Annotated in this window: 23 protein-coding genes and 2 pseudogenes; 5 read left to right on the forward strand and 20 right to left on the reverse strand. The window is 38.2% G+C overall.

Features of this window, described 5'->3' with window-relative positions:
• Positions 1–66 precede the first annotated feature (66 nt).
• The 3 genes and pseudogenes from SIO70_RS25300 (at position 67) to SIO70_RS25310 (ending at position 2,564) form a co-directional block, all read left to right on the forward strand.
• Positions 67–624 carry a hypothetical protein gene (locus SIO70_RS25300; protein WP_320575485.1) on the forward strand — a complete coding sequence of 186 codons (558 nt, stop codon included), beginning with the start codon at positions 67–69 and terminating at the stop codon, positions 622–624.
• Positions 625–796: 172 nt separating this feature from the next.
• Positions 797–991 (forward strand): annotated as a pseudogene (locus SIO70_RS25305) (GMC oxidoreductase); the annotation flags it as partial.
• A gap of 166 nt (positions 992–1,157) precedes the next feature.
• Entirely contained in the window at positions 1,158–2,564 is a 1,407-nt protein-coding gene (locus SIO70_RS25310) for a hypothetical protein (protein ID WP_320575486.1), read from the forward strand.
• 1,076 nt (positions 2,565–3,640) lie between these two features.
• Here SIO70_RS25310 and SIO70_RS25315 read toward each other — a convergent pair.
• Complete coding sequence (locus SIO70_RS25315) at positions 3,641–4,027, reverse strand: hypothetical protein (RefSeq protein WP_320575487.1); 387 nt, start codon at positions 4,025–4,027, stop codon at positions 3,641–3,643.
• 234 nt (positions 4,028–4,261) lie between these two features.
• Positions 4,262–4,498 (reverse strand): hypothetical protein, encoded by a 237-nt coding sequence (locus tag SIO70_RS25320; protein ID WP_320575489.1) that lies wholly within the window; start codon positions 4,496–4,498, stop codon positions 4,262–4,264.
• A gap of 49 nt (positions 4,499–4,547) precedes the next feature.
• On the opposite strand from SIO70_RS25320, the gene SIO70_RS25325 reads away from it, so the two are divergent.
• A complete protein-coding gene (locus SIO70_RS25325) occupies positions 4,548–4,772 on the forward strand; it encodes a hypothetical protein (protein ID WP_320575490.1) in 225 nt (74 codons plus the stop codon).
• Positions 4,773–4,804: 32 nt separating this feature from the next.
• Here the strand turns inward: SIO70_RS25325 and SIO70_RS25330 are convergent, their stop codons facing one another.
• The 18 genes and pseudogenes from SIO70_RS25330 to SIO70_RS33505 form a co-directional block, all read right to left on the reverse strand.
• The gene (locus SIO70_RS25330) at positions 4,805–5,710 is read right to left on the reverse strand and encodes an ankyrin repeat domain-containing protein (RefSeq protein ID WP_320575491.1); all 906 of its coding nucleotides are present in this window, start codon (positions 5,708–5,710) and stop codon (positions 4,805–4,807) included.
• Positions 5,711–5,866: 156 nt separating this feature from the next.
• A complete protein-coding gene (locus SIO70_RS25335) occupies positions 5,867–7,423 on the reverse strand; it encodes an IS5 family transposase (RefSeq protein ID WP_320574022.1) in 1,557 nt (518 codons plus the stop codon).
• 347 nt (positions 7,424–7,770) lie between these two features.
• Positions 7,771–8,097 carry a DUF3592 domain-containing protein gene (locus SIO70_RS25340; protein WP_320575493.1) on the reverse strand — a complete coding sequence of 109 codons (327 nt, stop codon included), beginning with the start codon at positions 8,095–8,097 and terminating at the stop codon, positions 7,771–7,773.
• Positions 8,094–8,999, reverse strand: a complete 906-nt coding sequence (locus tag SIO70_RS25345) for an RHS repeat-associated core domain-containing protein (protein ID WP_320582072.1) — start codon at positions 8,997–8,999, stop codon at positions 8,094–8,096. Before SIO70_RS25345 ends, SIO70_RS25340 begins: the two co-directional genes overlap by 4 nt.
• Positions 9,000–9,004: 5 nt before the next feature.
• Positions 9,005–9,235, reverse strand: coding sequence for a hypothetical protein (locus SIO70_RS25350; RefSeq protein ID WP_320575495.1), 231 nt, complete (start codon positions 9,233–9,235; stop codon positions 9,005–9,007).
• Between the two features lie 51 nt (positions 9,236–9,286).
• Positions 9,287–9,430, reverse strand: coding sequence for a hypothetical protein (locus tag SIO70_RS25355; protein ID WP_320575496.1), 144 nt, complete (start codon positions 9,428–9,430; stop codon positions 9,287–9,289).
• A 738-nt stretch (positions 9,431–10,168) separates the two neighbouring features.
• Positions 10,169–10,489, reverse strand: coding sequence for a YbbC/YhhH family protein (locus SIO70_RS25360; RefSeq protein ID WP_320575498.1), 321 nt, complete (start codon positions 10,487–10,489; stop codon positions 10,169–10,171).
• 15 nt (positions 10,490–10,504) lie between these two features.
• Positions 10,505–12,337: a DUF4329 domain-containing protein gene (locus SIO70_RS25365; protein WP_320575499.1), complete on the reverse strand. Its 1,833-nt coding sequence runs from the start codon at positions 12,335–12,337 to the stop codon at positions 10,505–10,507.
• Positions 12,338–12,731: 394 nt separating this feature from the next.
• Entirely contained in the window at positions 12,732–13,352 is a 621-nt protein-coding gene (locus SIO70_RS25370) for a hypothetical protein (protein WP_320575500.1), read from the reverse strand.
• 4 nt (positions 13,353–13,356) lie between these two features.
• Positions 13,357–13,764 carry a hypothetical protein gene (locus SIO70_RS25375; protein ID WP_320575501.1) on the reverse strand — a complete coding sequence of 136 codons (408 nt, stop codon included), beginning with the start codon at positions 13,762–13,764 and terminating at the stop codon, positions 13,357–13,359.
• Positions 13,754–14,233, reverse strand: a complete 480-nt coding sequence (locus tag SIO70_RS25380) for a hypothetical protein (RefSeq protein ID WP_320575502.1) — start codon at positions 14,231–14,233, stop codon at positions 13,754–13,756. The genes SIO70_RS25375 and SIO70_RS25380 overlap by 11 nt, the downstream gene beginning before the upstream one ends.
• Positions 14,234–14,257: 24 nt before the next feature.
• The gene (locus SIO70_RS25385) at positions 14,258–14,878 is read right to left on the reverse strand and encodes a hypothetical protein (protein ID WP_320575503.1); all 621 of its coding nucleotides are present in this window, start codon (positions 14,876–14,878) and stop codon (positions 14,258–14,260) included.
• A gap of 114 nt (positions 14,879–14,992) precedes the next feature.
• Positions 14,993–15,295 carry a CHC2 zinc finger domain-containing protein gene (locus SIO70_RS33500; RefSeq protein ID WP_414017878.1) on the reverse strand — a complete coding sequence of 101 codons (303 nt, stop codon included), beginning with the start codon at positions 15,293–15,295 and terminating at the stop codon, positions 14,993–14,995.
• A gap of 906 nt (positions 15,296–16,201) precedes the next feature.
• Entirely contained in the window at positions 16,202–16,537 is a 336-nt protein-coding gene (locus SIO70_RS25390) for a hypothetical protein (protein ID WP_320575505.1), read from the reverse strand.
• A gap of 561 nt (positions 16,538–17,098) precedes the next feature.
• Complete coding sequence (locus tag SIO70_RS25395) at positions 17,099–17,497, reverse strand: hypothetical protein (RefSeq protein ID WP_320575507.1); 399 nt, start codon at positions 17,495–17,497, stop codon at positions 17,099–17,101.
• A gap of 16 nt (positions 17,498–17,513) precedes the next feature.
• The gene (locus SIO70_RS25400; protein WP_320575508.1) at positions 17,514–21,827 is read right to left on the reverse strand and encodes a DUF6443 domain-containing protein; all 4,314 of its coding nucleotides are present in this window, start codon (positions 21,825–21,827) and stop codon (positions 17,514–17,516) included.
• An 11-nt stretch (positions 21,828–21,838) separates the two neighbouring features.
• The gene (locus tag SIO70_RS25405) at positions 21,839–25,093 is read right to left on the reverse strand and encodes a hypothetical protein (protein WP_320575510.1); all 3,255 of its coding nucleotides are present in this window, start codon (positions 25,091–25,093) and stop codon (positions 21,839–21,841) included.
• Positions 25,094–25,391: 298 nt separating this feature from the next.
• Positions 25,392–25,642, reverse strand: a pseudogene (locus tag SIO70_RS33505) (winged helix-turn-helix transcriptional regulator).
• On the opposite strand from SIO70_RS33505, the gene SIO70_RS25415 reads away from it, so the two are divergent.
• Positions 25,590–25,865, forward strand: a complete 276-nt coding sequence (locus SIO70_RS25415) for a hypothetical protein (RefSeq protein ID WP_320575514.1) — start codon at positions 25,590–25,592, stop codon at positions 25,863–25,865. The pseudogene SIO70_RS33505 and the gene SIO70_RS25415 overlap by 53 nt on opposite strands.
• The last annotated feature ends 5 nt before the right edge of the window (positions 25,866–25,870 follow it).

Consider the following 25,870-nt stretch of genomic DNA (forward strand, 5'->3'; position numbering starts at 1 on the left):
AGGCGGCTTTATTTTTAACAATAATTACAAAATATAGAGATAATTTTACTGCCAAAATCAATCTTAATGAAAAGCAGGAAGATCGCGGCAAAAAAGAAGTTTCAACAGTCGCCAGCGGCAACATCCAGGTCTAAGCCAATAAAGGCCGGGGCAGGGGTCGCTACACAACGACCAAAGACAGCTTCCGGAATATCCAGTATATCAGCAAAGGTCGATAACGTAATTTTGACAGCGACAAAAAAATTGGTCCTCTTAAGTAATGGCCAATATAGACTAGGGAACAGAGTTTTTACCCCAGGACAGGGGTATGCTATTAAACATACTGAAGGGAATAGAGAATCAAAAGTGCCGGGTGATACTTCTAATGTAGAAGTATATTTTGTAGTATGGGATTATGATAAGGAACGTACGCGCATTTCCAAAGGAACAGCGGAGCAATTGATAAATTTAACAAAGTCGGCCAGTAGAAATTATCCTGTGTACCAGGCACGAAATGCGACGCCTAAAAAAGCGGCCGCAAAGAATGCTATGCCTAAAAATGCTGCTGCGAAGAAAGCGGCCTTCGGAGGGTCGGCATATCCACAGAGTCGAATTAATCCGAAACGATCCGGGAAGAAAAAATAAAGAGGGAATAAAGAGGGATTGAGGAGATTAAAAAGGTTGATAACAAGGGCTTACTATTGTATGGAAAAGCGTTCTGCTACTTCACTAACAGTTAGCTTATGTTTATGCTTGATCACGGCCAATGGGATATTGGGTTTAAAGCGTATCCATTTAATCATATCCACTGTAAAGGAAAATGGGAACTGCCCGTATGAGGCATGATCCCAAGACTTCTGTTTTAAATGGGAATAACCAGGTGCATGCGGCAAAAAATGTGTTTATCACAGATGGGCCCTGCATGGCTTCGTCGGCTTGCCAGAATCCTTCTATTACATATATGGCGCTGACAGCGAGAGCCTGCGATTATGCAATGAAGGAGCTGAAGTAGGGAAATGTATAATTAATTTTATTTGTAAATGCCCGCTTTACTATCTTTGGTGGTAAGGAGTTTTTTTTGTACAATCATTGGAATATAGTACTAAGGTGTTATTTACGCCTTGCATTTATAGCAATAATTTTACTGCACAAGTTTGTAAACCGTTCTCTATACAATTATGAATCTATTTTTACTCGCTACATTCACAATATGCTTCAATAATCCGGCTAGCGATTCTACAGTTAGAAAAGATAGTATTATCACCCTGCCTGACAGGTATCTGAGTCAGGTAAAACGCAAATCAGAACATGTCGAATCCCAGGTAGACAAGCGTACGGCGCAGGCCCTGGATCGCTTTGCACGCCAGGAAAAAAGAATGCAGGCAAAGCTGATGAAGATGGATTCGACAGCCGCAAAAAGAATATTTTCCCAGTCGATAGATAGTCTCAATCACATGAAGGCTGGTTTGGGCAGGAAGGTGAGTGGCATCACATCTAATGCCGGGGGCGCTTATTTGGATACTTTGCAGAATTCATTGAAATTCCTACAAGGGTCGAATAATATATTAGGGTCAAATACCAGTAAACTGGCGAGTGCTACGCAGAGCGTAGATAATCTGCAAAATAGCCTGCAACAGGCGGAGCAGGTAAAGGCATACCTGAGAGAGCAAAGGCAATTGTTAAAGCAGCAACTGGCAAATTATACGGGTTTTGGCAAGGATTTGACAAACCTGAATAAGGAGGCATATTATTACGGCCAGCAATTGAATGAATACAAGGCTACATTATCGGATAGGAAAAAAGCAGAAGAGAAGGCGGTCAAATTGCTCAAAACTTTACCAGCGTATAATAATTTTATAACCCAGCATTCACAGTATGCGAGTTTGTTCAACCTGATTGGAGCCAGCAGTAATAGTACAGCCAGTCTGGCGGGGTTGCAGACCCGTAGCCAGGTAGAGTCAATTATTTCCCAGCGGTTGGGGAATGATCCCAGTGCGCAGCAGGCGGTGAGTCAGCAGATGGCGCAGGCAAAGTCACAGTTGAATGAGTTGAAGGATAAATATTCCAATTTAGATAATGCGGGAGATATGCCTGATTTCAAACCAAACCCGATGAAGACAAAGAGTTTTCTGCAGCGGTTGGAGTTTGGGGGGAACCTTCAATTCCAGAAGAATACGTCTTATTATCCTACTACTACGGACATTGCCGGACAGGTGGGATATAAGTTTCATAAAAATGGGTCTGCTGGTGTAGGGTTGTCCTATAAGTTAGGAATGGGTACAGGTTGGAATCATATTGCTTTTACGCACCAGGGGGTGGGGTTGAGGTCTTATATGGATTGGAAGTTAAAGGGGACTTTTTATTTGAATGGTGGGTTTGAGGAGAATTATGTGTCCACTTTTACGAATGTGTCCGAGTTGATGAATGTAAATAGCTGGCAGCGGAGTGCGCTGTTGGGGATATCTAAGAAATATAAGATTAATGCAAAGTTGAAAGGGAACCTGATGTTGTTGTATGATTTTCTGGCCAGCAGAAATTTCCCCGCTACCAGTTCAATAAAGGTGAGATTTGGGTATACCATGTAATGGAAAATACCTATAGAAATAGAACTGAAACTCCCGCTAATAGAAATATAGCATATACTCCTTTGGCAATTATCCTCATAGCCTTGCGATACACCTTACTGATAGATAGGTGGGGTTATATTAACGTTTTTGCCTCGGCCCTATTAGTATGGTTATGATTGTGGTCTGCTTTATCCTGCTCATTGTGAATTCTCATTTCAAAATTATAAGGTCACTGGTGAAATTATTTTCGGATACCATTCCATTCGTGTGAATGGACAATATGTCGCTATCAAAGAAATTGAAAAGATCCGTTTCGTTAGATTACCTCATAGGTAAAACTAACTTGGTGCTAGATAAGGCTACATTAAAACAACTGGAAGATATTAATACTCCCTGAAAAAGCCAGGAGATATATGCTTAACCATATCAATATGATGATTCGTGACTTTAAAAATAAAACAGCTTATAATCATAAACAGAAAAAAGCCGCAAGTGATATACATGCGGCTCTCTGTTTTTATGATGTTATACTGTCTTTTATTATCACCTATATTAAAACCCCCATATTACTTCTTCTTCATTATCAATAACAACAACTACCCTAAAACTATATTTAATATCAATATTAATTATATTCTGAGTAGAATATCTAACATCGATTATATTACTAACATCATCTTCACAACTTTTATAGTCAACTATTTTTAACTTTAAACTTTGTCCGGGTTCCAACTTATAATCTATGCAAGGTGGGTCTATTACAATAAACAAAGGGTTCTCCGTCGTATTATCAAATTTCAATATTAAGTCGTCTGTATTTACCATAATTTTAAAACTCTATTAATTGTTTCCAACCGTGCTTGTTGTACAGAATAATCTTTCTCTCTAGCTTTAAATGCATTGATTGCCTTAGTCAATTGTGCCTGATATTGCTTTAAGCCTTGTTTGGTAATAATGCCTTCCGATTTGAGATTCTTTATTCATTTTTAAGTGCTGTGTATTATAATGCTAATTTAGGAGTTGCAGCGCCGCCTGTTCCAATCACGAAACCTACTTCCACTAATTTAATGATAACAATACATGTCACAAAACAACTACTTATATTTCAATCCCCAATTATTTAATATACTGTCTGTGCTATGCTTTGTAACATTATTCTCTTCAGTGCCAATCAGCGGGTTATAATATTTATACTCCCAACCGACTGTATCATTATATCTATACCCAATAGTCAATTTCTCATATTTATCTCCTACTATTCTAAGGTAAGTATCACCATCATACACTATACTGCCATCTTTCACCACCACAATCTTGGAACTCCTAAAACTTCCGCTATCGGGCCTATTAGCTGGATACCACATCTTTGTTTCGCTCAACTTATCATTTGTCAACCAATGATCTGGTAGCACTGCTATACCAATCCTCTCTCGTTCTACATTAAAGGCAACGCCATATTTATCCCCAGGTGGGAACATCAAATAATATAACTTATTCTTAGTCAGTAGAAAAATAACTGAAACTATTATAAGCAATGGATACCAAAATTTAATTCTAATCTTTCTCACGCTAATTATCATTTAAATAATCCGTAAATAAAATTTAATAGCAAAGCTCACGCAGACTTGCGCGGGCTTTTGGGGAAATAATATATTGTTCCTGTCTACCAGTTATAAATTCCGTGCGCCTCCAAAATATAATAATAATTGATAAAATCAGGTTTTATTTACCTCTAAAACAAATACTTTCAAACTTTCAAGCTGGCTTTCACTCAAAACATAACCATCATAAAAAAACGGATCACCTTCCTGAACAGTAAAGATTTTAATTAATTCTTCAACTGTTACAACAATGTCAATTTCTTCGCATAAATCTTGTGATGCCTTATTGTAAATATTAATAGTACGATCAACTCGTTCAAGTTTATCTGATAAGTTTCGCGAGGATGTCATATAGGTAAGTATTTCTATTTCGGTAATTGGCAAATATGAAAGAGATGAGATGCCCCAAGTATTGATGTGGCTAAAAAATATTTCTAACCACTTAAATACTACTGTCGGCTATCTTTTAGGGGAAACAGATAAAGCGGATTTGTTTAAAGACCCTGTAATGTTGCAACGATTATCTGAACTGGACAAAATGGAGAATACAGAAAAAAGCCATATCCTGCACGTACTGGATGGCTTTATTAAATCCGTTAAACTTAAAAATATCGCTGCCCTGTAAAAAGCAAAAGCCCGATTGCTCGGGCTTTCCGTTTAATACTTTTCTAAATATTCTTGCCAACTTTTGGGATAATTTTCTTGGGCTTTCTTTTTAATGTATTCGGGGATTGGTGTTGCTCTGTAATCAATACCCTTGCTCTTTAGAAAATCTACTATCTGCATTTTGTATTTATACTCGTCTGTATCAAAATCTAAAAACGCTTCTCTTAATACATCAACCAAATACATCGGCTTTCCTTTGTCGTTAGGGTCTTGATTTTCTACTGGTATAGAATAATCAGGTCTGTAAAAAATTGGACGTTTGTAATCCGCGCCATTTTGTAGCAAGTAATAAGATACTTCATATCTACTTCCCATTATAGACTCACTTAATGCTGACTGACCATATTCATTTTGATAGTTTACATTGGCACCATTCTTTATAAGTAATTTAACCAAATCTAACTTACCCGTTTTAGCCGATTTCATCAAAGCACTCTTTACTTTATTTGGCTCGCTTTTGTCGGTTTGAACATCATTTGCATTAGCTCCATTTTGTAAAAGCATTTCAGCATACTCGATTTCATACAGTTTAAAAGAGCAAGCCTCTATAAGCGCAGAAGTACCTTCATAGGAATTATGTATATTCACATCTGCCTTTTGTTCTAATAAAATTTTAAAGGACTTCATTTGTTGATTACTAACTGTAAGCATCAAAAGCGTATTGCCATATTTTGGCTCTTGATAGTTTATTAGCTTGGAATCTTTTGAGACTATTTCATTTATCTTTTTTTCATTTTCATCCTGTACAGCTTTGGCTAATTCCCAAGCTGGAGTATTTTGAAAAAGTCGATAATCATCACCTGTTAAATCCGTTTTATCCACTGGTGTATCTCTGTTAATGTTTGAGCAAGAAAGCAACAAACAAGAGAATACTAATTGTATAATCATTGTTTTCATTATTTCTTATATTCATCAGGATTATTAACCCCAAAATTCTTTAATACGTTATCTATACTATGCCCATTATATATAGATGATGCGTCTGTTGGCATTAAATAGGGTCTGCTGAATAAGTTTTCCGATGAATTATATTTCATTTTGACACCTTGCTATTTACCATTCCATACGTCTCATATATCGAGGTCTAAGTTGTGCATCCGGGCAACTCACCATTATCGTTAAATAACCCTCTGTTACCAGCCAGTAATAGATTTGGAGTAATGACAAAAAAGAACCTGCTGCCAGTTTAAGCAGATTCATAACAAAGTAAATAGACATCACCCAACTCTCAGCTGTATCCTTAAGACGGGCCTTGATCTTACCCAGACCGTATGCATTTTTCCCCTGTCCAAATTTCCCTTCAATCGCATTTCGTTCCGGCATCTGCTTTTGCAATAATCGCTTTTGCTGCTTACTATCTGATGAGGGCCGACCCAATGGCTTGCCAACATAACGGATCCCTTTTTCCTTCATGTATCGTCGGTTTTCACGTGTGCCGAACAACTGATCTCCTAATACCCGCTCCGGATAACACCCAAACAAGCGTTTATGGGTTTCCAGGCATTCGATTAGTAATCCTCCTTCATTGTAATTATCCCAACTCAGCTTCTCAATATGTGTGTAACCATCTTTCAACAACACCAGTTGCTTGCTGCCAAACTCCGTTGATACGCGGTCTTTGCCTCTCGGCATCGGACGCACATGCGGTTGATAGATACTTACAATCCGATCAGATATTTTCTGTTCTCTTTTCTTATACATCTCTACCTGCTGACGATACATTTCCTGGATCACTTGTATTAACGTCCACTCTTTCGGTTTCAATGTCTCCTTAAAAGTAGGTCCTGTTTCAATCAGCCAGTTGATATACTTTAAATCCCGCTTAACATATTGCAATTGCTGACGGATACCCCTGCGTATGTCTCTTTTGCTTTTGTTTTTCTTTTTGGCAATGTTCAAATATTGCTTCCTGGCTATATTGCGATACATCCGCGGCATAATCAGTTCAGCAGCCAGACATCCCCGCTCTATTATCCCTTCCAATTGACGGCGCCCCTCATTTAATAACTTAATATCCGTTGGATAATCGATCTGTTGCTCTGACACCGTCGCGTCTAACATCAATGTTCCTGATAGTCCTTCAGATGGCGTTTCTTTTACTATCTCTGCATCCGCCTGGCAGCCAACTTTATTGCTCTCTCCTCCATCCCCATCACTTTCATCCTTACTGCCGGCATCCGATGTTTTCTCTTCTTTCGCTTTGGTTAATCCCGCTTCCTGCAAGATAATCTCATTCAACCTGGACATCACCTCTACGCCTAACCGTTTTCTAATACTGACCATCAGCGATGCATCAAAGGGAGCTTCCTGTTGAAAACTGCTTAGACCTACAAAATATTGCAGATATATGTTTTCTGTGATCTGCTCTACTACCTCACGATCGTCTATATTCAGTATATGTTTGATGATCACCGCACCAATTACCATCCGCGCACTCAAGGTTGGCGCTCCGAAATCAGCCCGCATCTTTTTATAATACACATCCGCCAGTTTGTCCCACGGAATCTTTGCAGCGAGTATAACCCACCTGTTGGAAGTGGATAACTGCTGCGAGAAGGGTGTGGAAAAACCTTCTAATGTCAATTGTTTTGCAGGTGTATAACGTATCATGGCTGCATGCTTTTGGAGATGATTCATTCAATATTTATACACTATTCAAGCAAAAAATAGGCCATACAACATTGATTAACAATAGATTAATACTTATTCAGCACACCCTAATAAATACCTTCCCCTCTTTTAAGTAAATATCTTTTACAGATAACCGTTTCAGTTCCTCCACCGTTACCCCCTGATGGATTAACAGACCTAACATAATTTTCTTTGAGGCATCTACCAGTAATTGTAGATTATAACATTCATACAGATGGATCATTTCATCCTGACTTAACAGAGTATTAGGTAATCTCCGGATAGAAGCCGCAGGCAATACCTGCGGCATCTCTGTTTAGTAAAAATTAATTGGATGCAGAAATTCGCCTGCTCAAACTAGGCCAATATTTCACATACTCAATATCTATGGAATCTCCTACTTGTAATTTAGGATCTTTTGAATCATTTTTATATGCTTCCCCATTAACATAAAAAAGGTATGAATAAGAGCCTTTATAACTTACAGGGCTATTACCCATATAATTTTTCTCATCAATAATTACAGCCCTCGCCCGCTGTGCATCATGTTTTAATAAATATCCAGTTAGCTGCCTTTTACCAACCTTATAGAAGATATAACCAAACACTACTAAAAAAACAATAATTGTGACTATACTCTTTAATTTATTCATGGCGTTTTTACCTCCGTTTTCTCTTTTACTTTATCCTTGGTCGTATTAGTGATAATTTTAACGGTACTTTCAAGTGTACTCTTAGTACCTTCTACTACTCCCTCCGCTCCTTTCTTAATGGCTTGATTAGTACTTCTTGTAACCCTTCCTCCAGCAGCCCTAACTACACTTTTAGCAGTTTTAGCAATCTCACCTTTATTAACACCAACTTTAGACAAAATCTTGCCTCCTTTATTGGCCAAACCCGCAGCTGCCGCATCAACAGCTAAATCCACTACTGTATTCTTAACAAGATTAACTGCATCTTTTTCCACCTTAACCTGCAATCCATCTTCAGATGTCGTTACTACTACTGCATTGTTAATTGCCGCTGCACCCACCTTTAGAGCCGTTTTTGCCGCAATCCTTGATACCACACTTCCACCACTTGTAACGGCACCTGTTACTGCAGCCGTGCCAATTGATACCAAATTAATATTATTGGTCCACGGGTTATCATTTCCTTGAATGTAGTTTGAAGCAACTTGCTCTCCATAATCAACAGCTGCTCCCACTATAGCTCCTATAATATTACCCCATATCTTCCCGTCCGGATCATTATTCTTAATTGGGTTATTAATCGCATAATGATATGGAGTCCAGCTTTCTTGTTCTCCTTCATCGGGTAACGGGTCTATCTGTAAAAATCTCCCTATCTGCTGATCATAAGTCCGAGCATTAAAATCATACAACTCCAACCCCGATCCATCACTGAACTCCTTTGACTGTAGCTCATTTCCATTATACTTCTTACGGTTCTCTGGATAGTTACTCCCCTTCAACGCTTTCGAGCTTATCCCCGCCATCGTCAACCCAAACGGATAATAATGCGTCTCCTCCAAAAGCGCTCCTTTATTATGCACTACAATCAAATTTCATATTTTCTATAATCTGCTTCTCTATATAAAATCTTATTATTTCCAGTAACTCCTGGCTGAAAAAGGACAATCATAGTAAATAATCCTTCTGACAGTATAAAATCTGGACGTACTAAACGCGTATCCCCATCAAATTCTTTTCCATTGATAATAAACTTGTATTTAATCCTTCCAACCCCACCCCAGTTAGTCGCATTATTATATGACTGATAAGTCAACATCTGTCCGTTTACAATAGATTTATATTTACCTCCTTTGATGAAATATTCATTCTACTCCCCTATCATCTTTGCCATCATCGCTATGGGAAAATTAGGATTATCACTTGTGTAGGTAGTTTTGTAGAGGATCTTCACTTCGAATGACTGGGCGAAAATAGAGAGCGGAAAAAACAGGAGGATAATGAGGAAACGCATGTAAGATAATTTTTTACAAAGGAAAAGATGATAGTTCAATTTTCACTACTACCTAATAAAAGGGTCCGGCTGTAAAAGCACGGACCCTTTAAATATCAATATCTAATCGAAAGATTATCTCTGAAACATTGGAGGTAATTTCTCATAATAATTTTTTTGATATTTGTCAGCTTCAATGGATACTAATCCAACCGAATATAAGAATAAATCGAATCTAAAATTAAAATCAATCTGTTTCCTTAAATATTCTTCATGCTTCAAATATAACTCTTCAGTAATAATATAACTACCAACATCGTCAAATAAAAAGCGCTGGTCCTCTGTAATATCATCTGCAAATATTTCTTCAAACTTCTTATAGGGGAATATGGGAAATATTTCCAAATCCCAGGACTTTGTCTTCCGTCTTCAAAAAAATTTCCAGAAGAATTTGATAATAGTGCTTAATCATGACTAAATTATTAAAAAATCGACTTACAAATTAAGGAATCGGAATAACATTTCTAAGAGGAATTATCCTTGTTCCTTCCGATATTTTCATATTACTCAGGTATGACTTTTTTACTCCTGGTAACTATAGTTGGAGAGAAATGTTATAACAAAGATGTGTGATTGAAGAGAGTGACTGGTAGATCATATATAATGATAAAAAGCAGCTAATGTATTTTCATCAGCTGCTTTTTATTGTGAGGATTTTTATTTTATAATGACCAGGAATTTTACTAAAACGTTCATGGTTCATTTGTAATGTAAAAGTTTTAATACTTTACAGTCACTTTTTTGAATTTCAATATAAGCTGTTCCTCCTTTAGTGTAACCGTTTAAAGTACCCTTGACAACCCATACGCTAGAATCCCGCAAAGTGACTAAGAATGGTTTTTCCTTATAAATCAGTTTCCCGTAATGAGCAAACCAGATATCTTCAGCTATTTTTCTTGCAGTTTTTTCATCTGGTACTACATCGAAATGTTCATAGTCATTTTGTCTTTTATTTGAGTAGACATTATAAGTAATGATAACTGAAGTAATTAAAATAATTGCAAAAAAAATCTTCTTCATTTAATTAATTTTATATTAGTTGTTTGGACTGAACTTTACATCCTTAAGAGTAGTGTTAACTGGATTTTCCTTAGGTGCATTTGCACCGGAATTATCATCTGGTCCCTTGGATCCACCTGGCTCAGTAGTATTGGGTTCATTATTTGTTTTACTTGAATTATCACCTGGTTTAGGCGATTTTGGATCCTTAGGATCATTCGGCATGTCTATGCTAAGGGTTGTAACAGCATCCTGATTAGTAGGAATACTTGGATCAAATTTCTGTAACGAACCACTAGGGGTGGCAAGATAGCCTATAATCTTAAGCATTCTATTTATTCTCATATCGTCGGAGGAAAAGACATCATTTCCTTCACCATATGATGGTATATAAGCTGCATGGGTATGGCCATCTGCTTCAAGAGTGGAATTGCGAGGTATTTGAGTCCATTCAGGGTGCGCGCCATTCTTATCACCTTTCTCGGGTTTCCCATAAGAATATACTATTGTCCCATCTGGATTTTTAATAGAGTAAAATCTTGTTCCATACTCACGATTTTTACTTATTGATATTTTGTTGTATATCACTCCAAAATCTCTAGCAGCTTCATCTAGTGTTTTAAACGGATCGCCAGGCCCTGCAGCCATCATACCATCCGGATCAATAAACCTAATCGGATTATCAAATGCATAATTATAAGGCGACCATCTTCTCATTTTTTCTGACAAAGGATCTAAAACCATCCATCTACCAATTTGTGGGTCTTGCATCCTCGCGCCATAATCATGCCATTCAAGGCCAAACTTATCACTAAACTCTCCACTCTGCAATTCCTTCCCATTATATTTCATCCTGTTCTCTGGATATTTTGCTCCCTTAATTGTCGCTGAACTTATCCCCGCCATCGTCAACCCAAACGGATAATAATGCGTCTCCTCCAAAAGCGCTCCTTTATTATGCACTACAATCAAATTATCAAAATATACGGGCTCATTACTCTCATTCAATGTATAAATATAAATAAATCCTGTCTTTTCTATCCGCATTGATTGCACCTCCAGGACATTAATTACGTTCGGACCGCCCTGAGGTTGCCGGATACCACTATTCACACTCACCATATTAAACTGGTCATCAAACATCACATAATTCAAATATGCCTTCGGCTTATCTGAAGCATTATTATTCGCATCACTATTCTTCAATGCATTGTAAGTATCATTTGTAAATTGCGACTGAATAGGAGAATTCGCACCTATACCAGCATGTACACCATCACTCACACCTGTACCGGTAAAAGCCTGTAATATCGCAGCAGCTAATTGTTCTGCAGTTGAATTACTTGTATTAGCTGCGGTACTATTATATGCAACCGTAGTACCAATCCGGATTGTATCACCTGCCATTACCCGCAATACAAGTGACCGACCTATCTTTTGACCAGTGGCACTTAATTTCGCTACATAATCATTCGGACTGGTAGTATTATCAGTTGGATAACCATTTGAAATACTTGTAATTGCTGTACGGGTGTTATCGATATTGCTGAATAAAGCATTTTCTTTACCACTGGCCGCTGTCTCCATCGTTGCAGCGTAAATAGCCGTATCACGCTGAGTGCCCAGTACTACCCGTATATTTCCCAGGTGATCTTTCTCAAAATAATCATAAGTGTATTGAATCGCCTTACCTGAATCATATACCGGACGGATCCGTCCTTCCTCATGAGCTATATGCTGCAAAGTATCCTGTTGGTATAAAAATCCTCCAATGTAATCACTTACAGTTGTTTTAACTGGTGAAACAGTACTATCAACGACTGTTTTCTTTAACTTAGTCCCAACCGCATCATATAGATATGTAATCATTCCTTTTCCTGGAATTGAGATCTTTTCAGGATGTGATAAATAGTTATAACTAATCGCGGTGATTCCCTTATTCAAGTCACTGAAGCTCCCGGCTAAAGACAAGCTGCTCCTGTATGAGTTCCTGGATTCCTTTATTACCGCAAGGAAGATTAAAAGCGCACTGGGATAGTTACAGACTGGCGAGGGTGTCGAAGGACGCAATCTTGGCTTTGCACAACGCTTCAGCAATAGTTTGCAGGCGTTCTACGCGCTGGATGAGGGTTTATGGTCCTATTTTTCCACCACTTTCCGCATTCAGCCTGGCTACATATGCATTTGGGTTAGTCGTTTCATCCGTTGGATAGCCAGCAGGAAGCGCCGTGCGGGTATTGTCTATGTTACTAAATGAAGCGTTTTAGGTCGCACTGTTGGCTGTCTCCATGATAGCGGCGTATACGCTGGTGTCTGCATTATCTCCCAACACCACCCGGACATTACCCAGGTGATTTTTTTCAAAATAATCCCAATGATAAACGAGGGCTTTGCCGGAATCGTATTCTGGACGAATACGACCTTCTTCGTCAATAATATATCGTAAGGTGTCCCGTTCATACACTAATCCTTCTATGTAATCAGTCACAGTAGTTTTGACAGGCGATGAGGTAATGTCCACCACTGTTTTTATCAGTTTACTAACATCTGCTGTATATAAATAATTAACGGTACCCTTGCCGCTGACCAGAATTTTCTCGGGAAGATTCAGCAGGTTATAACTGATAAAAGTGATATGCTTATTCTGATCGGATATTAAATTCCCATTACCGTTGTATGTATAGTCATTGCCTGTGTTTGTACCATCATTAATATCACCTAGTTTGGCGGTGCTTGTATTATTGGCATCCGTCACTGTCAATAGCTTATTACTGTTGGCCTGGTAGGTATATGTCAGGTTATCCACATTGCTGTTGGTAGTACCAATTAACCCCAGAAAATGTGTAACAACTACAAACCTGAAATCAATTGCATAAGGATCCACACAATTAGTAAACCTTTAAAAGCACTAACAACTCATCCCATTCTGCCGTAGTGATCGCTTTTTTTCGAACCACTGCAAATAAATGCTCATGGTTAGATAGAGCTAAAAATTCTCCTTTTCTGACCGCTGCTATTTCACTTATGGTAAGCTTAACTTCTTTTCGCTTAAAAATAGAATTATTCACAAAAGAGAATTCTATCTTTTCTGCATCTGATTTAATAATCAGAACTTCATTCCTATTTAGATAAAAACTATAAATAATACCACCTAACACCAATATGGCGGTGATTGAATAGGTTGTAACTAAATCAACTGGAAGGAATACAAAAAGTCCAATTGCAAATAATAATCCTATGCTTACAATAAATTTAAAAAGCATATTCAAATAAACAGGCTTTAATTTAATCAACATATTTTAATGCTTTACTTTCTTGCAAATAATGAACAATAGCGTCAATTTCTTCTTTCTCCCAACCAATATTGTACTGCTCTCTTAATTCAACAACCAGTGAGCCGTTTTTTCTAATTTGGATTGCCTGAGTAGAAACGTGACGGCCAACTGTTGTTTTTCCATATCGATAATTGATTTCTTCAAAGGAATACACTTTACTTATTCGGATAAAAAAATAAATATAATAACCTATTTCACATAATTTCTTCTCCTCATCAAATGAAATCCGGGACACATTCCGCTCTTTTTTACTTAACATACTAAGCAACATCACTATAATGGCAACAACTTCTCCTAACAAAATATGATCCTTAAACCAGTTAGGGTTCATGACCAACACTATATGTACGAATCCAAATGCCATCGCCGCCTTTAGTATTGAACTCAGCGACACAAGATTAGTTTCTTCCTTAATTTCAAAAAATTTCATCCTACTTTTTTATAAATTGTTTTATTATAATCCAAAGTGTATAAATTGACTGCCATTCGTCACCATATTACTCTTTGCTGGATCAGGTGCTTTCACATCATTACCAACTTTCACATTACTTTGTCCCCTGTTCTTTTTATCTTCATCTGACTTCACCGCGGCATTGACTGTATTGCTAATATCACCTGTACTGTAACCAGCTATGCCCGTCGCTGTGTAAATATCAAGCAATTTACTTGGTAGCGCCCCTGCTTTCATACCTACACCAAAATCAGTCCACTCTCCAACTAGTCTCCCCCAGGCTGGTTTACTGGCATCTCCTTTATTTACTGCTTTATCTACTACCATTCCAGATACCTCAAAAACACCACCTGGAATGTTTCCGGAAACTTTATCCTTTTTAAACCCCTCAACCATCATTGAAATTCCCAACCCTGTAGTAGGCACTCCTGTACTTACCAGGAAAGCCCCAGCTGACTGTCCCAAACCAAATGCTGGTGAAATTATTGCAAGTCCACCTGTTACTGTTGCTGACGCTCCGCCAAGGGTAGTCAACCCACCTTTTAAAACTGCTAGCCAATCTGTATATCCTCCGACATCTATTCTTTTAACGGGGTCGTTTACAACATAAACATAAGGAGACACATCGTAATGTTTCTCACTTAATGAATAGCATATAAAAAAACTGCGATAAAAACACCTATAATATTAATCCAATTTGTCTTTATAATTTTCATACTTTTCTATTGAACTGTTGGTTTATTTTGGTTTCACGCGGAATATTTGGCTGGTTGAGATGTGGTAGGTGGCTGGGTTTGTTGTGAAATACTCATGTGTACTACACTTTTCTATCAGCTGTATAAACTTTATCACGTCACCAATACCAGCATTACAGCTACTGCTGAAGCAAAGATAGGTATTTGTTTTAGGGTAAAGCTGTAAGGAGGGCGTTTTATCAGGATGGAACGAACACAAGACCCTGTGATACTTATCAGGCTGTAAACCATAAAGACTAAGCACTTCGCCGATAGATAACTGCTGTTTAATATCCTTTATCTCCATGACCGGGCTTTCTTTTTATCGTCAGCGTTTCTTCTCCTACCGTGATTTCTACCTGATCACCTACTTTAAAACCTGCTCTCTCCAATCACAGACCATTCACATTAAGCCAGGAAGATATTGAAGCCCTGCCAGATGAGGAGAAAGAAAAAATTTATTACTTCATCGATATGGCTATTACGTACAATAAAACTAAAAAGCATATTCACGATAAATAAGCAAAAACCGCAAGCATCAACCACTTGCGGATTTTAATTCAATCTAAAGCTAAAAAAGCCTTTAACTCGTAAAGACGATACATTTTTTATTGGTTCTTGAACGTACCTATAAAACAGCAAAGCCGCAGGAAAAATCTGTGGCTTTGCTGTTTATCTCTTTCGCTTTTTGTATTTCTTATCAAACCAGGCATGCCATTTCCGTAAATCTCCCTTTGTAAAATCAAACTGCCCCAAATATGTAATTTTCCCGGATGAAGGGACTTCCGTTTCATCCTTCATAAACCGTACACAATTAATGCATCCATATAGGGAATCATTGGGCGATGCAGCAACCAGTGAGTCCATTATCCTAAAATAATAAGCACGCTCAATATTCTTTTTGGAAGTATTTATGTAATAGCTATCAACTTGGCCATACATAATATTAGGCACAAAAAAACACAATATTAGTATTCTAAAACGCTGACCTACAGACAACTTAGTTTTACATTTACTTTTTAGGCGTAACCGTAACATTTGTAATATTTCTTTTAATAACATTAAAGTCCACTATATACCTTGTCCCATCCTTAGTATATTGCTGGGATATAGTACCAAAGGAAAAGATTATAGATCAATTTTCACTACTACCTAAAAAAAGGGGCCGGCTGTAAAAGCACGGACCCTTTTTTATCAATATCTAATCGAAAGATTATCTCTGAAACATTGGAGGTAATCTCTCATAATAATTTTTTTGATATTTGTCAGCTTCAATGGATACTAATCCAACCGAATATAAGAATAAATCGAATCTAAAATTAAAATCAATCTGTTTCCTCAGATATTCTTCATGCTTCAAATATAACTCTTCAGTAATAATATAACTACCAACATCGTCAAATAAAAAGCGCTGGTCCTCTGTAATATCATCTGCAAATATTTCTTCAAACTTCTTATAGGGAATATGGGAAATATTTACAAATCCCAGGACTTTGTCTTCCCTCTTCAAAAAAATTTCCAGAAGAATTTGATAATAGTGCTTACTCATGACTAAATTATTAAAAAATCGACTTACAAATTAAGGAATCGGAATAACATTTCTAAGAGGAATTATCCTTGTTCCTTCCGATAATTATTAACAGTCCACTCAGCGCCTATTGTCTTTTGTTCATTAAATGTAGCTTTTGTAAGTCAATTGATTGAGTCGTAAGTATATCCATATGCACGCGAACAACGATCGAACGGGATTTACACATAGTACCTGCGATGATACCATCGTACTTGTTTTCCCCTAAAGTATCCCCCACAAGCCATTTCCCAATCTGCACATCGTACATCCGGGACCCATAATCATACCAATCCAATCTGCAGTCTTCTGTAAAATCTTTTCCCTGTAGTTCTTTGCAATTATATCTTACTTTGTTCTCAGGATAATTGGAACCTTAATTGCTGATGAACTGATTCCTCAAACAGCTCTGTTAGTTCCCACTTTTTGCCACTCCCTTTTTATAAATTCCCTTTTAGATATAAATTTTCTTTTTCATTCTCATAGTAAAACTGCAGGTACTTGCCTGCAGTTTTACTTTTATCCATTGGTGAAGAAAAAATACTATTTATTGTTTTTAAAGAAATTAGTCCAAAACTCCAGATCCTCATTTTTAAATTTTTCCCTCCAAATATCTGGTTTCATACCACTTAAAATAAATCCTCTTTTTCTATATAATTCATATAATAGCAAGTTAGCGGCCCAGTCTGTTTCAGGGTTTTTTAATGCTGAGATCCATTCATTTGATTTCATATTAGCAATGAGGGCTGAATCTCCAGTTTGTTTATCTACTCTAACCTGGTATAAAGCCCCCATCATTTTACCATTCTTATATTGAGGACCTACAATCCATACTCCATAAGAAATGTTACTATTATTTATATGATCAAAAATTTCCAGATGCTGACATTTAGCTTCTAAATAATAAATAATTGATAAGAAGAATAAAGATAGTCGGAGCATATTATTAATTTACAGATTAATTATTCATAGATTTATTTCCTGAATCCTTCTTTCTAATAGCTTCATAATCTTTCATATAAGCTTGACGTGTACTTCTTTTATCTCCAGATCCGTCGTCAATTATTGCATTTGGTAAAAGTCTATCGATATTAGTTTTTAACTGATCTTTTGTCATTTTCCCGGCATTTAGATCATCCAAAAATGTATCCATCTCATTATTCAATTTTATTTTAAGTTCAGATGCTACAACAATTTGATTATAAATAGCTTCACTTTCGGTTTTCAACATACCATCTGCAAATTGTTCAGCAGTAATTACCCCTTCTGTTGCGTCGAATTTCAATGAACCTTGCTCAGGTGCATTCTTTAAATTCGTTAATTCGTGTGCCAGGTCTATGACATTTCTCTCTATAGTCTGACCATCCTGTAGGGTTATTTTTTGAAGATCCGGATCTGTACCTGTCCCATTCTTCGTAAGGGAAATTTTTTCTGAAAAATTATTATCTGTTATTCTGGTGGCATCAAGTAACCTCCTAAAGGTCTCAGATTTTTTCCCCAATATAATTGCATCCATAATAGGATCACCAGGTGCTCTTCCATCCTTATCAATAAACTTAACAGGATTATCCAGTGCATATACATAAGGACTCCAGGGATAAAATTTTTCAGCTTTAGGGTCTATTGTATGCCATCTTCCAATTTGCGGATCATGCATTCTTGCTCCGTAATCATACCACTCTAACCCACTCCCATCACTAAACTCATCACTTTGCAATTCCTTCCCATTATATTTCATCCTGTTCTCTGGATATTTTGCTCCCTTAATTGCCGCTGAACTAATTCCAGCCATTGTCAAACCATATGGATAATAATGCGTCTCCTCCAAAAGCGCTCCTTTATTATGCACTACAATCAAATTATCAAAATATACGGGCTCATTACTCTCATTCAATGTATAAATATAAATAAATCCTGTCTTTTCTATCCGCATTGATTGCACCTCCAGGACATTAATTACGTTCGGACCGCCCTGAGGTTGCCGGATACCACTATTCACACTCACCATATTAAACTGGTCATCAAACATCACATAATTCAAATATGCCTTCGGCTTATCTGAAGCATTATTATTCGCATCACTATTCTTCAATGCATTGTAAGTATCATTTGTAAATTGCGACTGAATAGGGGAATTCGCACCTATACCAGCATGTACACCATCACTCACACCTGTACCGGTAAATGCCTGTAATATCGCGGCAGCTAATTGTTCTGCAGTTGAATTACTTGTATTAGCTGCGGTACTATTATATGCAACCGTAGTACCAATCCGGATTGTATCACCTGCCATTACCCGCAATACAAGTGACGGACCTATCTTTTGACCAGTGGCACTTAATTTCGCTACATAATCATTCGGACTGGTAGTATTATCAGTTGGATAACCATTTGAAATACTTGTAATTGCTGTACGGGTGTTATCGATATTGCTGAATAAAGCATTTTCTTTACCACTGGCCGCTGTCTCCATCGTTGCAGCGTAAATAGCCGTATCACGCTGAGTGCCCAGTACTACCCGTATATTTCCCAGGTGATCTTTCTCAAAATAATCATAAGTGTATTGAATCGCCTTACCTGAATCATATACCGGACGGATCCGTCCTTCCTCATGAGCTATATGCTGCAAAGTATCCTGTTGGTATAAAAATCCTCCAATGTAATCACTTACAGTTATTTTAACTGGTGAAACAGTACTATCAACGACTGTTTTCTTTAACTTAGTCCCAACCGCATCATATAGATATGTAATCATTCCTTTTCCTGGAATTGAGATCTTTTCAGGATGTGATAAATAGTTATAACTAATCGCGGTGATTCCCTTATTCAAGTCACTGATCTGGTTACCATTGCCATCATAAGCATAATCATTAACTGTAGCTGAATTTGAACCATCATTGAAATCTCCTAATTTAGCTGAAATCGTATTACTGGTATCTGTAACTGACAGCAGCTTATTACTTCCTGACTGGTAAGTATATTTCAATCTGTCTATAGCACTAATTGTGGCCCCTATCAAACCCTGCTGCTTCATTGATCCAATATTCCCGTTCGCATCATATGTAAGATTGCTAACAGAAAAATCTATTGTCGTATTAGCCCACGCACCTGAAGTATTCTGCTGGAAATCAGCAGCTGTTAAACGGTTATTTAGATCATAAGAATACCCGAATGCCCTGGCCACACCATCATTCGCTCCCTTCCACTTTACACCAGCTATATTACCATTGTACTGATTACGGGTAAACCCATAATCATAACTCAATTCCTCTCCAAAATAATTAGTAGTACTGGTCGTATTTACATATGCTTTATTGATGCCCTGCAACCAACCGCGAATATTATAGGTATAAGTAATTGTGTCCAACTGGGTAGAAGTACCTGTCACATTGAGCCTTTTACGCTGTAATAGTCCAAGTTCATCATACGTATTAGCTGCAATAGTCTGATCCAGGGTCGTAACGTCGTTTATACGCTTGATCACGCTTAGCAACCTTCCTCCTGCATCATATGAATTCATCGTTAACAGTGTAGTTTGTGGGGTCAGTGAACTCCTCGAATTCGAATGACGAAGATACGTGCTGAGAACTTTCCCATTAAAATCAAACAGGCTTGTACTAATATCTTTTCCCCCGGTTTGATTTTCTCCTATTGTTTGTATTGTTCTCCCTTTATCATCATAATATATCGTTGCTGTCAGCCATTGATCAGTACCCAGTACCCTCACTTTAGCTCCTGTTGTCAATCCTTGCGTCAATGAACTGGGACTGGAAGGTAACGCTTCTGAATACGGATTTGAACCTCCCTGAGGCTTGGAAACATCTGCTGATACATAGCCCAATGCACCGGTATAACTATAATTATCATAATAATTATATGTTAATGGAGTCAGACTACTGGCACTAACTGATGGCAACGCATTGGTCGCTGCAACGGTGGTCGTACCAGCACTACCAGTGGTGATTTCTGCCGTAATTTCAACTCCACCCGTGGATTCAAAACCAGGAATGATTGTTATGCTATTGCTTGCTGTATAAGATGTTGTTATTCCGTCATAACTATTTAATACCAGATCTGACTGAATAGGGAAACTATAAGATATGCTCTGACTACCAGTTACCGAAGTATTCAAACTGGCCTGCAATGCTTCCCTTGTGGTAGTTGCCTTATAGATGGCAGTCATGGAAACACGGTTCAGATTATCATAAAAATTACCAAGCCACTCCTGGGGCGATGTAGCCCGTTGCACTGAATCCTGGGTAAAGACTACTCTGTCACGCACATCATATACTATATAGACAGCACCTGCTCCCGGTATTCTTTTAACCACTATCCGGTCACGGTCGTCAAACTGATATTGAAAACATAACTCATTCGCTATACTAGCAGTAACAGCCCAGCTATTGGCTATAACCGCATTGGTAGCAAGCGGAGGCATTACAAATACAAGGCGGCCCAGGTCATCATAAATGTAATAGGTACAAAGCCACCCTTCATGAGAGCCATATACCGATGAGATCAATTTTTTGACAAGTATTACACGATTGCTTTTATCAGTAAATACAACTGTCTGCTGACCATTTTCATCAATGTCAACATTTTTATGCAATGTTCCATGCGTATAAATTCCGCCACTGACAGGCAAACCTGTAGTAAAATTCCAGATTCTAACCTCATCACTGGCACTGTTGAGCAGATATTGTTTCTGAACCGGGTTAGCGGCCCAGCTATTTCCTGGAGCTGCCACCTTCAATATCCTGCTTAATGGAGACGCTTCATAAGTATTTTGACTGTAATAAATACTTTCTCCAACGATTCCGGAGTTCAGTGTGCTGCTTTGATAAAAAGTCTTTTGACTATTGAATGGATCTGTTTTAAAGCTACCATCACTTGTATTACCACTTTGCTGTGCGTAAGGAAGATACTGATATTGTTCTCTGCCATATGGGTCATATAGTTGTGGCTGTACGATATCCTTTCCTGCAGGACTGGTTCCCTTTGATACCGTCTGTATAGTCCGGCCCAATCCATCAAGATATTCCGTACTCATCTTTACTTCCATCACTGTACGCGAAGAAGCACTAACAACCGCCGTATCTGAAGTCGGCATGGAAGGAGTCCAGGTACGTACATAATTAATTATACCTGATGAATACGCAGCCGGTACAGCGACCGGGGTTGCAGTTGGTCTTGTGGAAGTGGCCACTGGTATATTTTGGGCATACAATGCATGACCTATCAGCAAAGCCACCCCAATGAATATTTTTTTCATAAGTAATCGGGTTATTGGGTGATAGGTTGTGCAAATTGATAATTCATCTGCTTGAGGATTTTACCATTCTGATCTTTAATTACGATCAACCTTCCAAACAGATCATATTCATAATATGACGTTCTGCCAGCAGGGTCGGTTTCACTGGTAACACCTATCAGGGGTTTAAATGTGTAACTGCTCACAAGCACATTGGTCAGGCCGGTCCTCAACTTCTTCAATTCTGTCCTCAGCACATCATCACCCGAAGGATTTCTGATGACACTGGTACTTACCTGTGCAATCGCACTTGCATATGTAGTACCCGTAATCTTCGCTACAGGATAACAATTATTATATCCCCATATATATGCCTCTGTAACATCATTCACCTTATTTTGCTCAATTATATTTCCAACACTATCATACCTGCTAAAACTAATTTTCGCATCGTAATTCACATCCTTAATAATATTTCCGCTGCTGATATAAGCCGGAGTAAAAGACGCCTGTGCTGTTGTTCGCTTCAATGTAAATGCCGTGTCTATCTGCACCTGTATCCCTGCCATCGCCGGCACTGTCTTATACTTTATAAACTTCCCACCTAAAGTAGTCGTCACGCCACTTTTTATCTGCTGCATATACTGCTCAATCACTAAATTATGTATACTACTATCCTGCATTGTCTTAATGGCCGCCAACCCAGCACTCAATGTACCAGCAGGAATAGTATAATCAGTCGGATACTTCGTATACGTCCACACATCATCCCCCTTTGAATTCGTCGTATGTACACGCGTAGGTTGTATATGATCCATGTTATCATAGTAAGTATCTACTACGCTCACCAGGGAATCCGTTCCGGCATATTCCGTCGTTGTCGTTTTGCTAAGCAGAGCTCCATCACTACGATAACTATAATAATTAGAACTAAAATGCTCCCAGGGATATCCTACATAATAAGTCCATTTCTCCCTATAGGCGGCCTTCCACGCCTGAACATTTCCCTTCAGGAAAGTAGTATATATATTCTCCTGCTTTGTCAACAATTTCCCTGTGTTATCATAAGTATACTGTGCCTTTAGCATGCCCTTTTCAGGGTCTACATTCGTAGATGGACCAAAGGGATAGCTATTCAAACCTGAAGAATTATTACCTAAGGCATACACATATCTGATACTCCCATTCTGATTATCTGTTTCCAATACCTCTTTGTAAACCACACCACCACCGCTGGTTTCTATTTCATTATTAGCAGCAGAAGTCCTGTAAGTCATATCACAAGCCAACTCCTCATACGCACCGTTATTAGTGTTAGCACCAGGGGCTGGTTTCCATACAGTCATTCTATATTTATACACCGGTTTATTGGTCAGATAACCTGATGACATAGATGTGTTTCCAGATAGGTTGTAAGTATAGCTCTTAATGATATCATTAGCATGATTGATACCATCATAAGTTGTCATAGCCTTCAATCGAAGCCCACCTCCCGTTGCAATCGCGGTCGTAGCTGTAATTGCCTTGTATGTCAGATCAACAGTTACTTTTTCGTAAGAAGCCGTTGGCTCGGAATGCTCTGTCATCATCACAATATGATACTCCCCTGAATCAACAGGTATATACTGGGTACCACTTCCTATATTCGAAGTTGCACCAGTCTGCATGTTCCGGAGGATAAGAGAATTAATATTACCTAAGGATGAGGTACGGGTTACAATAGCTTTTATATACTGGAAGTAAGGTATATTCACTATAATACTGTCTATCTTATAATCAGGATAAGTCGTATTCCCATTCACACCCGTCGTCACTGACTTTGATGCTGTCAGTATCTGATAAACAGCATCATTCACCTCTATCGAATTGCTGTAATGACTATAAGTATTACTCTCATAAGTAAAGGTAGTATTGCCGCCTGTCGGATAAGTTATACTCTCTAATATATCTGCCTTTGTGTAGGTAAAATTAGGTTCCCTATCGCCGCCAGAGGTAACACTATCAGAAGGTAACAGGGAGTAATTTTTTGCTCCATTATAATACCCCCAGTGGTCCTGTGAAAAGGAATTGATAGCCGGTAAATGCGTACTATTATAACTAAGTGTATAAGACCCAATCACATTATTATTAACATCTGCCTGACTCACCTTTGTCAACATTAACCTTACAGGTGTGGTATAAGTAAACAGGTACTTATTCAGATCTGTATATACATTATTAAATCCTGAAGAATAGGTGATATCACTCAATGCATAAAAAGGATCACTACTGGAATTAGTAACATCCGTCCTTACTGTATTATAATTGAAAGTGACTTTGCCTCCAGGAAAAGTAATAGTTTTCAAAGTCTGCTGTTGGCAGACACGGTTGTTGTAGCAGGTAGAAAGCGTAGGCGTAGCACCGGGACAACCCTGAATAGAAACACCAGAGACTAGCACGGAAGGAGAACTGGTTTCGGTTTGTGTAACTGATGGTGCCGATAATCCCTTATCTAATTCATAGGTAAAGTCAATCGTCCGCTTACTTTTAGGCAGAATGATCTGTGTGAGGTACCAGGAAGATGGATAGGTTTCATCAGAACCTCCGCAGGAGGAAACTGATATTGTCCAATCAGTGCTGCCAAAAATATACTGCGTACCATCAGGGGTCACCATTGTAAAGTACATATTGCCATCAATGAGCGGCATCCAGGTAATCTTTATATCCCTGTAAGGTAATAACACAATCTGTTGATTAGTATCAACTACAAATTTACCGCTGATGCCTCCTACATTATAATTAAACTCATCGGGCTGCGTATCAAGCTGATTAGTCGCGGATAAATTGAACGTCTGATAATTATCAGCACTCTCCATATCTCCGGAGGCTGTGATTATAATTCTCCTTCCTCCACTACCATTCACATATCCCACTCCTGTCTCATCAGGCAGTCCCCTCACCGTACGCGAAATAACACCACCCGCATTCAATGCCCATCCCAACCCTACATTCGATGCAATATCATTTACCCTATTTCCACCTGCATGGTAAGAAAGGCTCAATTCAGTATTAAATTCATTTCCAATACTAATCTTCCCCAAAGGAATTGATATCGAAGGCAATCCATTGAACAAATTCACAGGGACATCTCCGTATTTTCCCAGAGAGGCGGCATTCGGCGCCGGAGGGGCAACATTAAAAACGGTTGGGTTAAGGTCGCTCTGTTCCTGCGCCCAAAGCTTACCTGCAAGCAATAGCAGCAGAACAGTACATAGATACCGACCTTGCTTAAAAGGAATGTATTTCATCGTTGATATTATAAGTATAGAGAAAGTTCTCATTAGGTTTTGCTACCCAAAAATAGATTTGCTCTTAGAGACTATTGCGATTCCCGATTTTTATGTATTGTTACAAACAAAATGCTAAATAAAGAAGATATAACTCCATAGTTATTGGGTTAAAAATAATAAACAAGTACCTAATCACACCCCCCGGTGTATAATTTGAGGCAAAATAAAAAAATAGAACTGTATTTCAAATAAAAATTCCAATCATTTTTCAATTGGTAAATGATAGAGATCAGCAAAAATCTATTAAAGGGTATATCTAACCATTAACAACAGGTTTCAAACTTTCACTATATGCCGCCAGTGTATATTCAACAAGAACCGGCGAATCATCATAGACAGTTCTTATAATGAGCTGATTTGCTTCAGGTCTTTGAGTTCCTTAGACAATACACGTGTAGTGATCGCAGGAATGGCACGCTGTATATCCCGAAACCTGGTTTTCAAAACTGTTCTGTTGCAAGCGCCTAACGGCTTTAAAGTTGAGCTGATTGAACTGAAAAACTCCACGCGGGAGCATCGCTTTACTGACCCATTAAATGCGGCCTCCGTTCAGGGTTATGGTCACATGGCGCTCATTGTAAAAGACCTGCATACCGTTTTCAATGAGCTGATAAACAATGGGGCATTACAGATCATTCCGATATCACCCGCAGTTAAGAAGGGCGATATATATGCTTATGTCAAAAATTTAGAAGGCAATCTGATAGAACTGATTCAAAATGGTCGCTAACCCTG

The organism is Chitinophaga sancti, from assembly GCF_034087045.1.
Lineage (GTDB): Bacteria > Bacteroidota > Bacteroidia > Chitinophagales > Chitinophagaceae > Chitinophaga > Chitinophaga sancti_B.

What these genes read in the sequence shown, in the direction of transcription:
- SIO70_RS25300 (WP_320575485.1), top strand. Translation starts at nt 67, where the DNA reads ATGAAAAGCAGGAAGATCGCGGCAAAAAAGAAGTTTCAACAGTCGCCA.
- SIO70_RS25310 (WP_320575486.1), top strand. Translation starts at nt 1,158, where the DNA reads ATGAATCTATTTTTACTCGCTACATTCACAATATGCTTCAATAATCCG.
- SIO70_RS25320 (WP_320575489.1), bottom strand. Translation starts at nt 4,498, where the DNA reads ATGACATCCTCGCGAAACTTATCAGATAAACTTGAACGAGTTGATCGT.
- SIO70_RS25325 (WP_320575490.1), top strand. Translation starts at nt 4,548, where the DNA reads ATGCCCCAAGTATTGATGTGGCTAAAAAATATTTCTAACCACTTAAAT.
- SIO70_RS25330 (WP_320575491.1), bottom strand. Translation starts at nt 5,710, where the DNA reads ATGAAAACAATGATTATACAATTAGTATTCTCTTGTTTGTTGCTTTCT.
- SIO70_RS25335 (WP_320574022.1), bottom strand. Translation starts at nt 7,423, where the DNA reads ATGATACGTTATACACCTGCAAAACAATTGACATTAGAAGGTTTTTCC.
- SIO70_RS25340 (WP_320575493.1), bottom strand. Translation starts at nt 8,097, where the DNA reads ATGAATAAATTAAAGAGTATAGTCACAATTATTGTTTTTTTAGTAGTG.
- SIO70_RS25350 (WP_320575495.1), bottom strand. Translation starts at nt 9,235, where the DNA reads ATGTTGACTTATCAGTCATATAATAATGCGACTAACTGGGGTGGGGTT.
- SIO70_RS25355 (WP_320575496.1), bottom strand. Translation starts at nt 9,430, where the DNA reads ATGCGTTTCCTCATTATCCTCCTGTTTTTTCCGCTCTCTATTTTCGCC.
- SIO70_RS25360 (WP_320575498.1), bottom strand. Translation starts at nt 10,489, where the DNA reads ATGAAGAAGATTTTTTTTGCAATTATTTTAATTACTTCAGTTATCATT.
- SIO70_RS25365 (WP_320575499.1), bottom strand. Translation starts at nt 12,337, where the DNA reads ATGATTACATATCTATATGATGCGGTTGGGACTAAGTTAAAGAAAACA.
- SIO70_RS25375 (WP_320575501.1), bottom strand. Translation starts at nt 13,764, where the DNA reads ATGTTGATTAAATTAAAGCCTGTTTATTTGAATATGCTTTTTAAATTT.
- SIO70_RS25380 (WP_320575502.1), bottom strand. Translation starts at nt 14,233, where the DNA reads ATGAAATTTTTTGAAATTAAGGAAGAAACTAATCTTGTGTCGCTGAGT.
- SIO70_RS33500 (WP_414017878.1), bottom strand. Translation starts at nt 15,295, where the DNA reads ATGGAGATAAAGGATATTAAACAGCAGTTATCTATCGGCGAAGTGCTT.
- SIO70_RS25390 (WP_320575505.1), bottom strand. Translation starts at nt 16,537, where the DNA reads ATGAGTAAGCACTATTATCAAATTCTTCTGGAAATTTTTTTGAAGAGG.
- SIO70_RS25395 (WP_320575507.1), bottom strand. Translation starts at nt 17,497, where the DNA reads ATGCTCCGACTATCTTTATTCTTCTTATCAATTATTTATTATTTAGAA.
- SIO70_RS25400 (WP_320575508.1), bottom strand. Translation starts at nt 21,827, where the DNA reads ATGAAAAAAATATTCATTGGGGTGGCTTTGCTGATAGGTCATGCATTG.
- SIO70_RS25405 (WP_320575510.1), bottom strand. Translation starts at nt 25,093, where the DNA reads ATGAAATACATTCCTTTTAAGCAAGGTCGGTATCTATGTACTGTTCTG.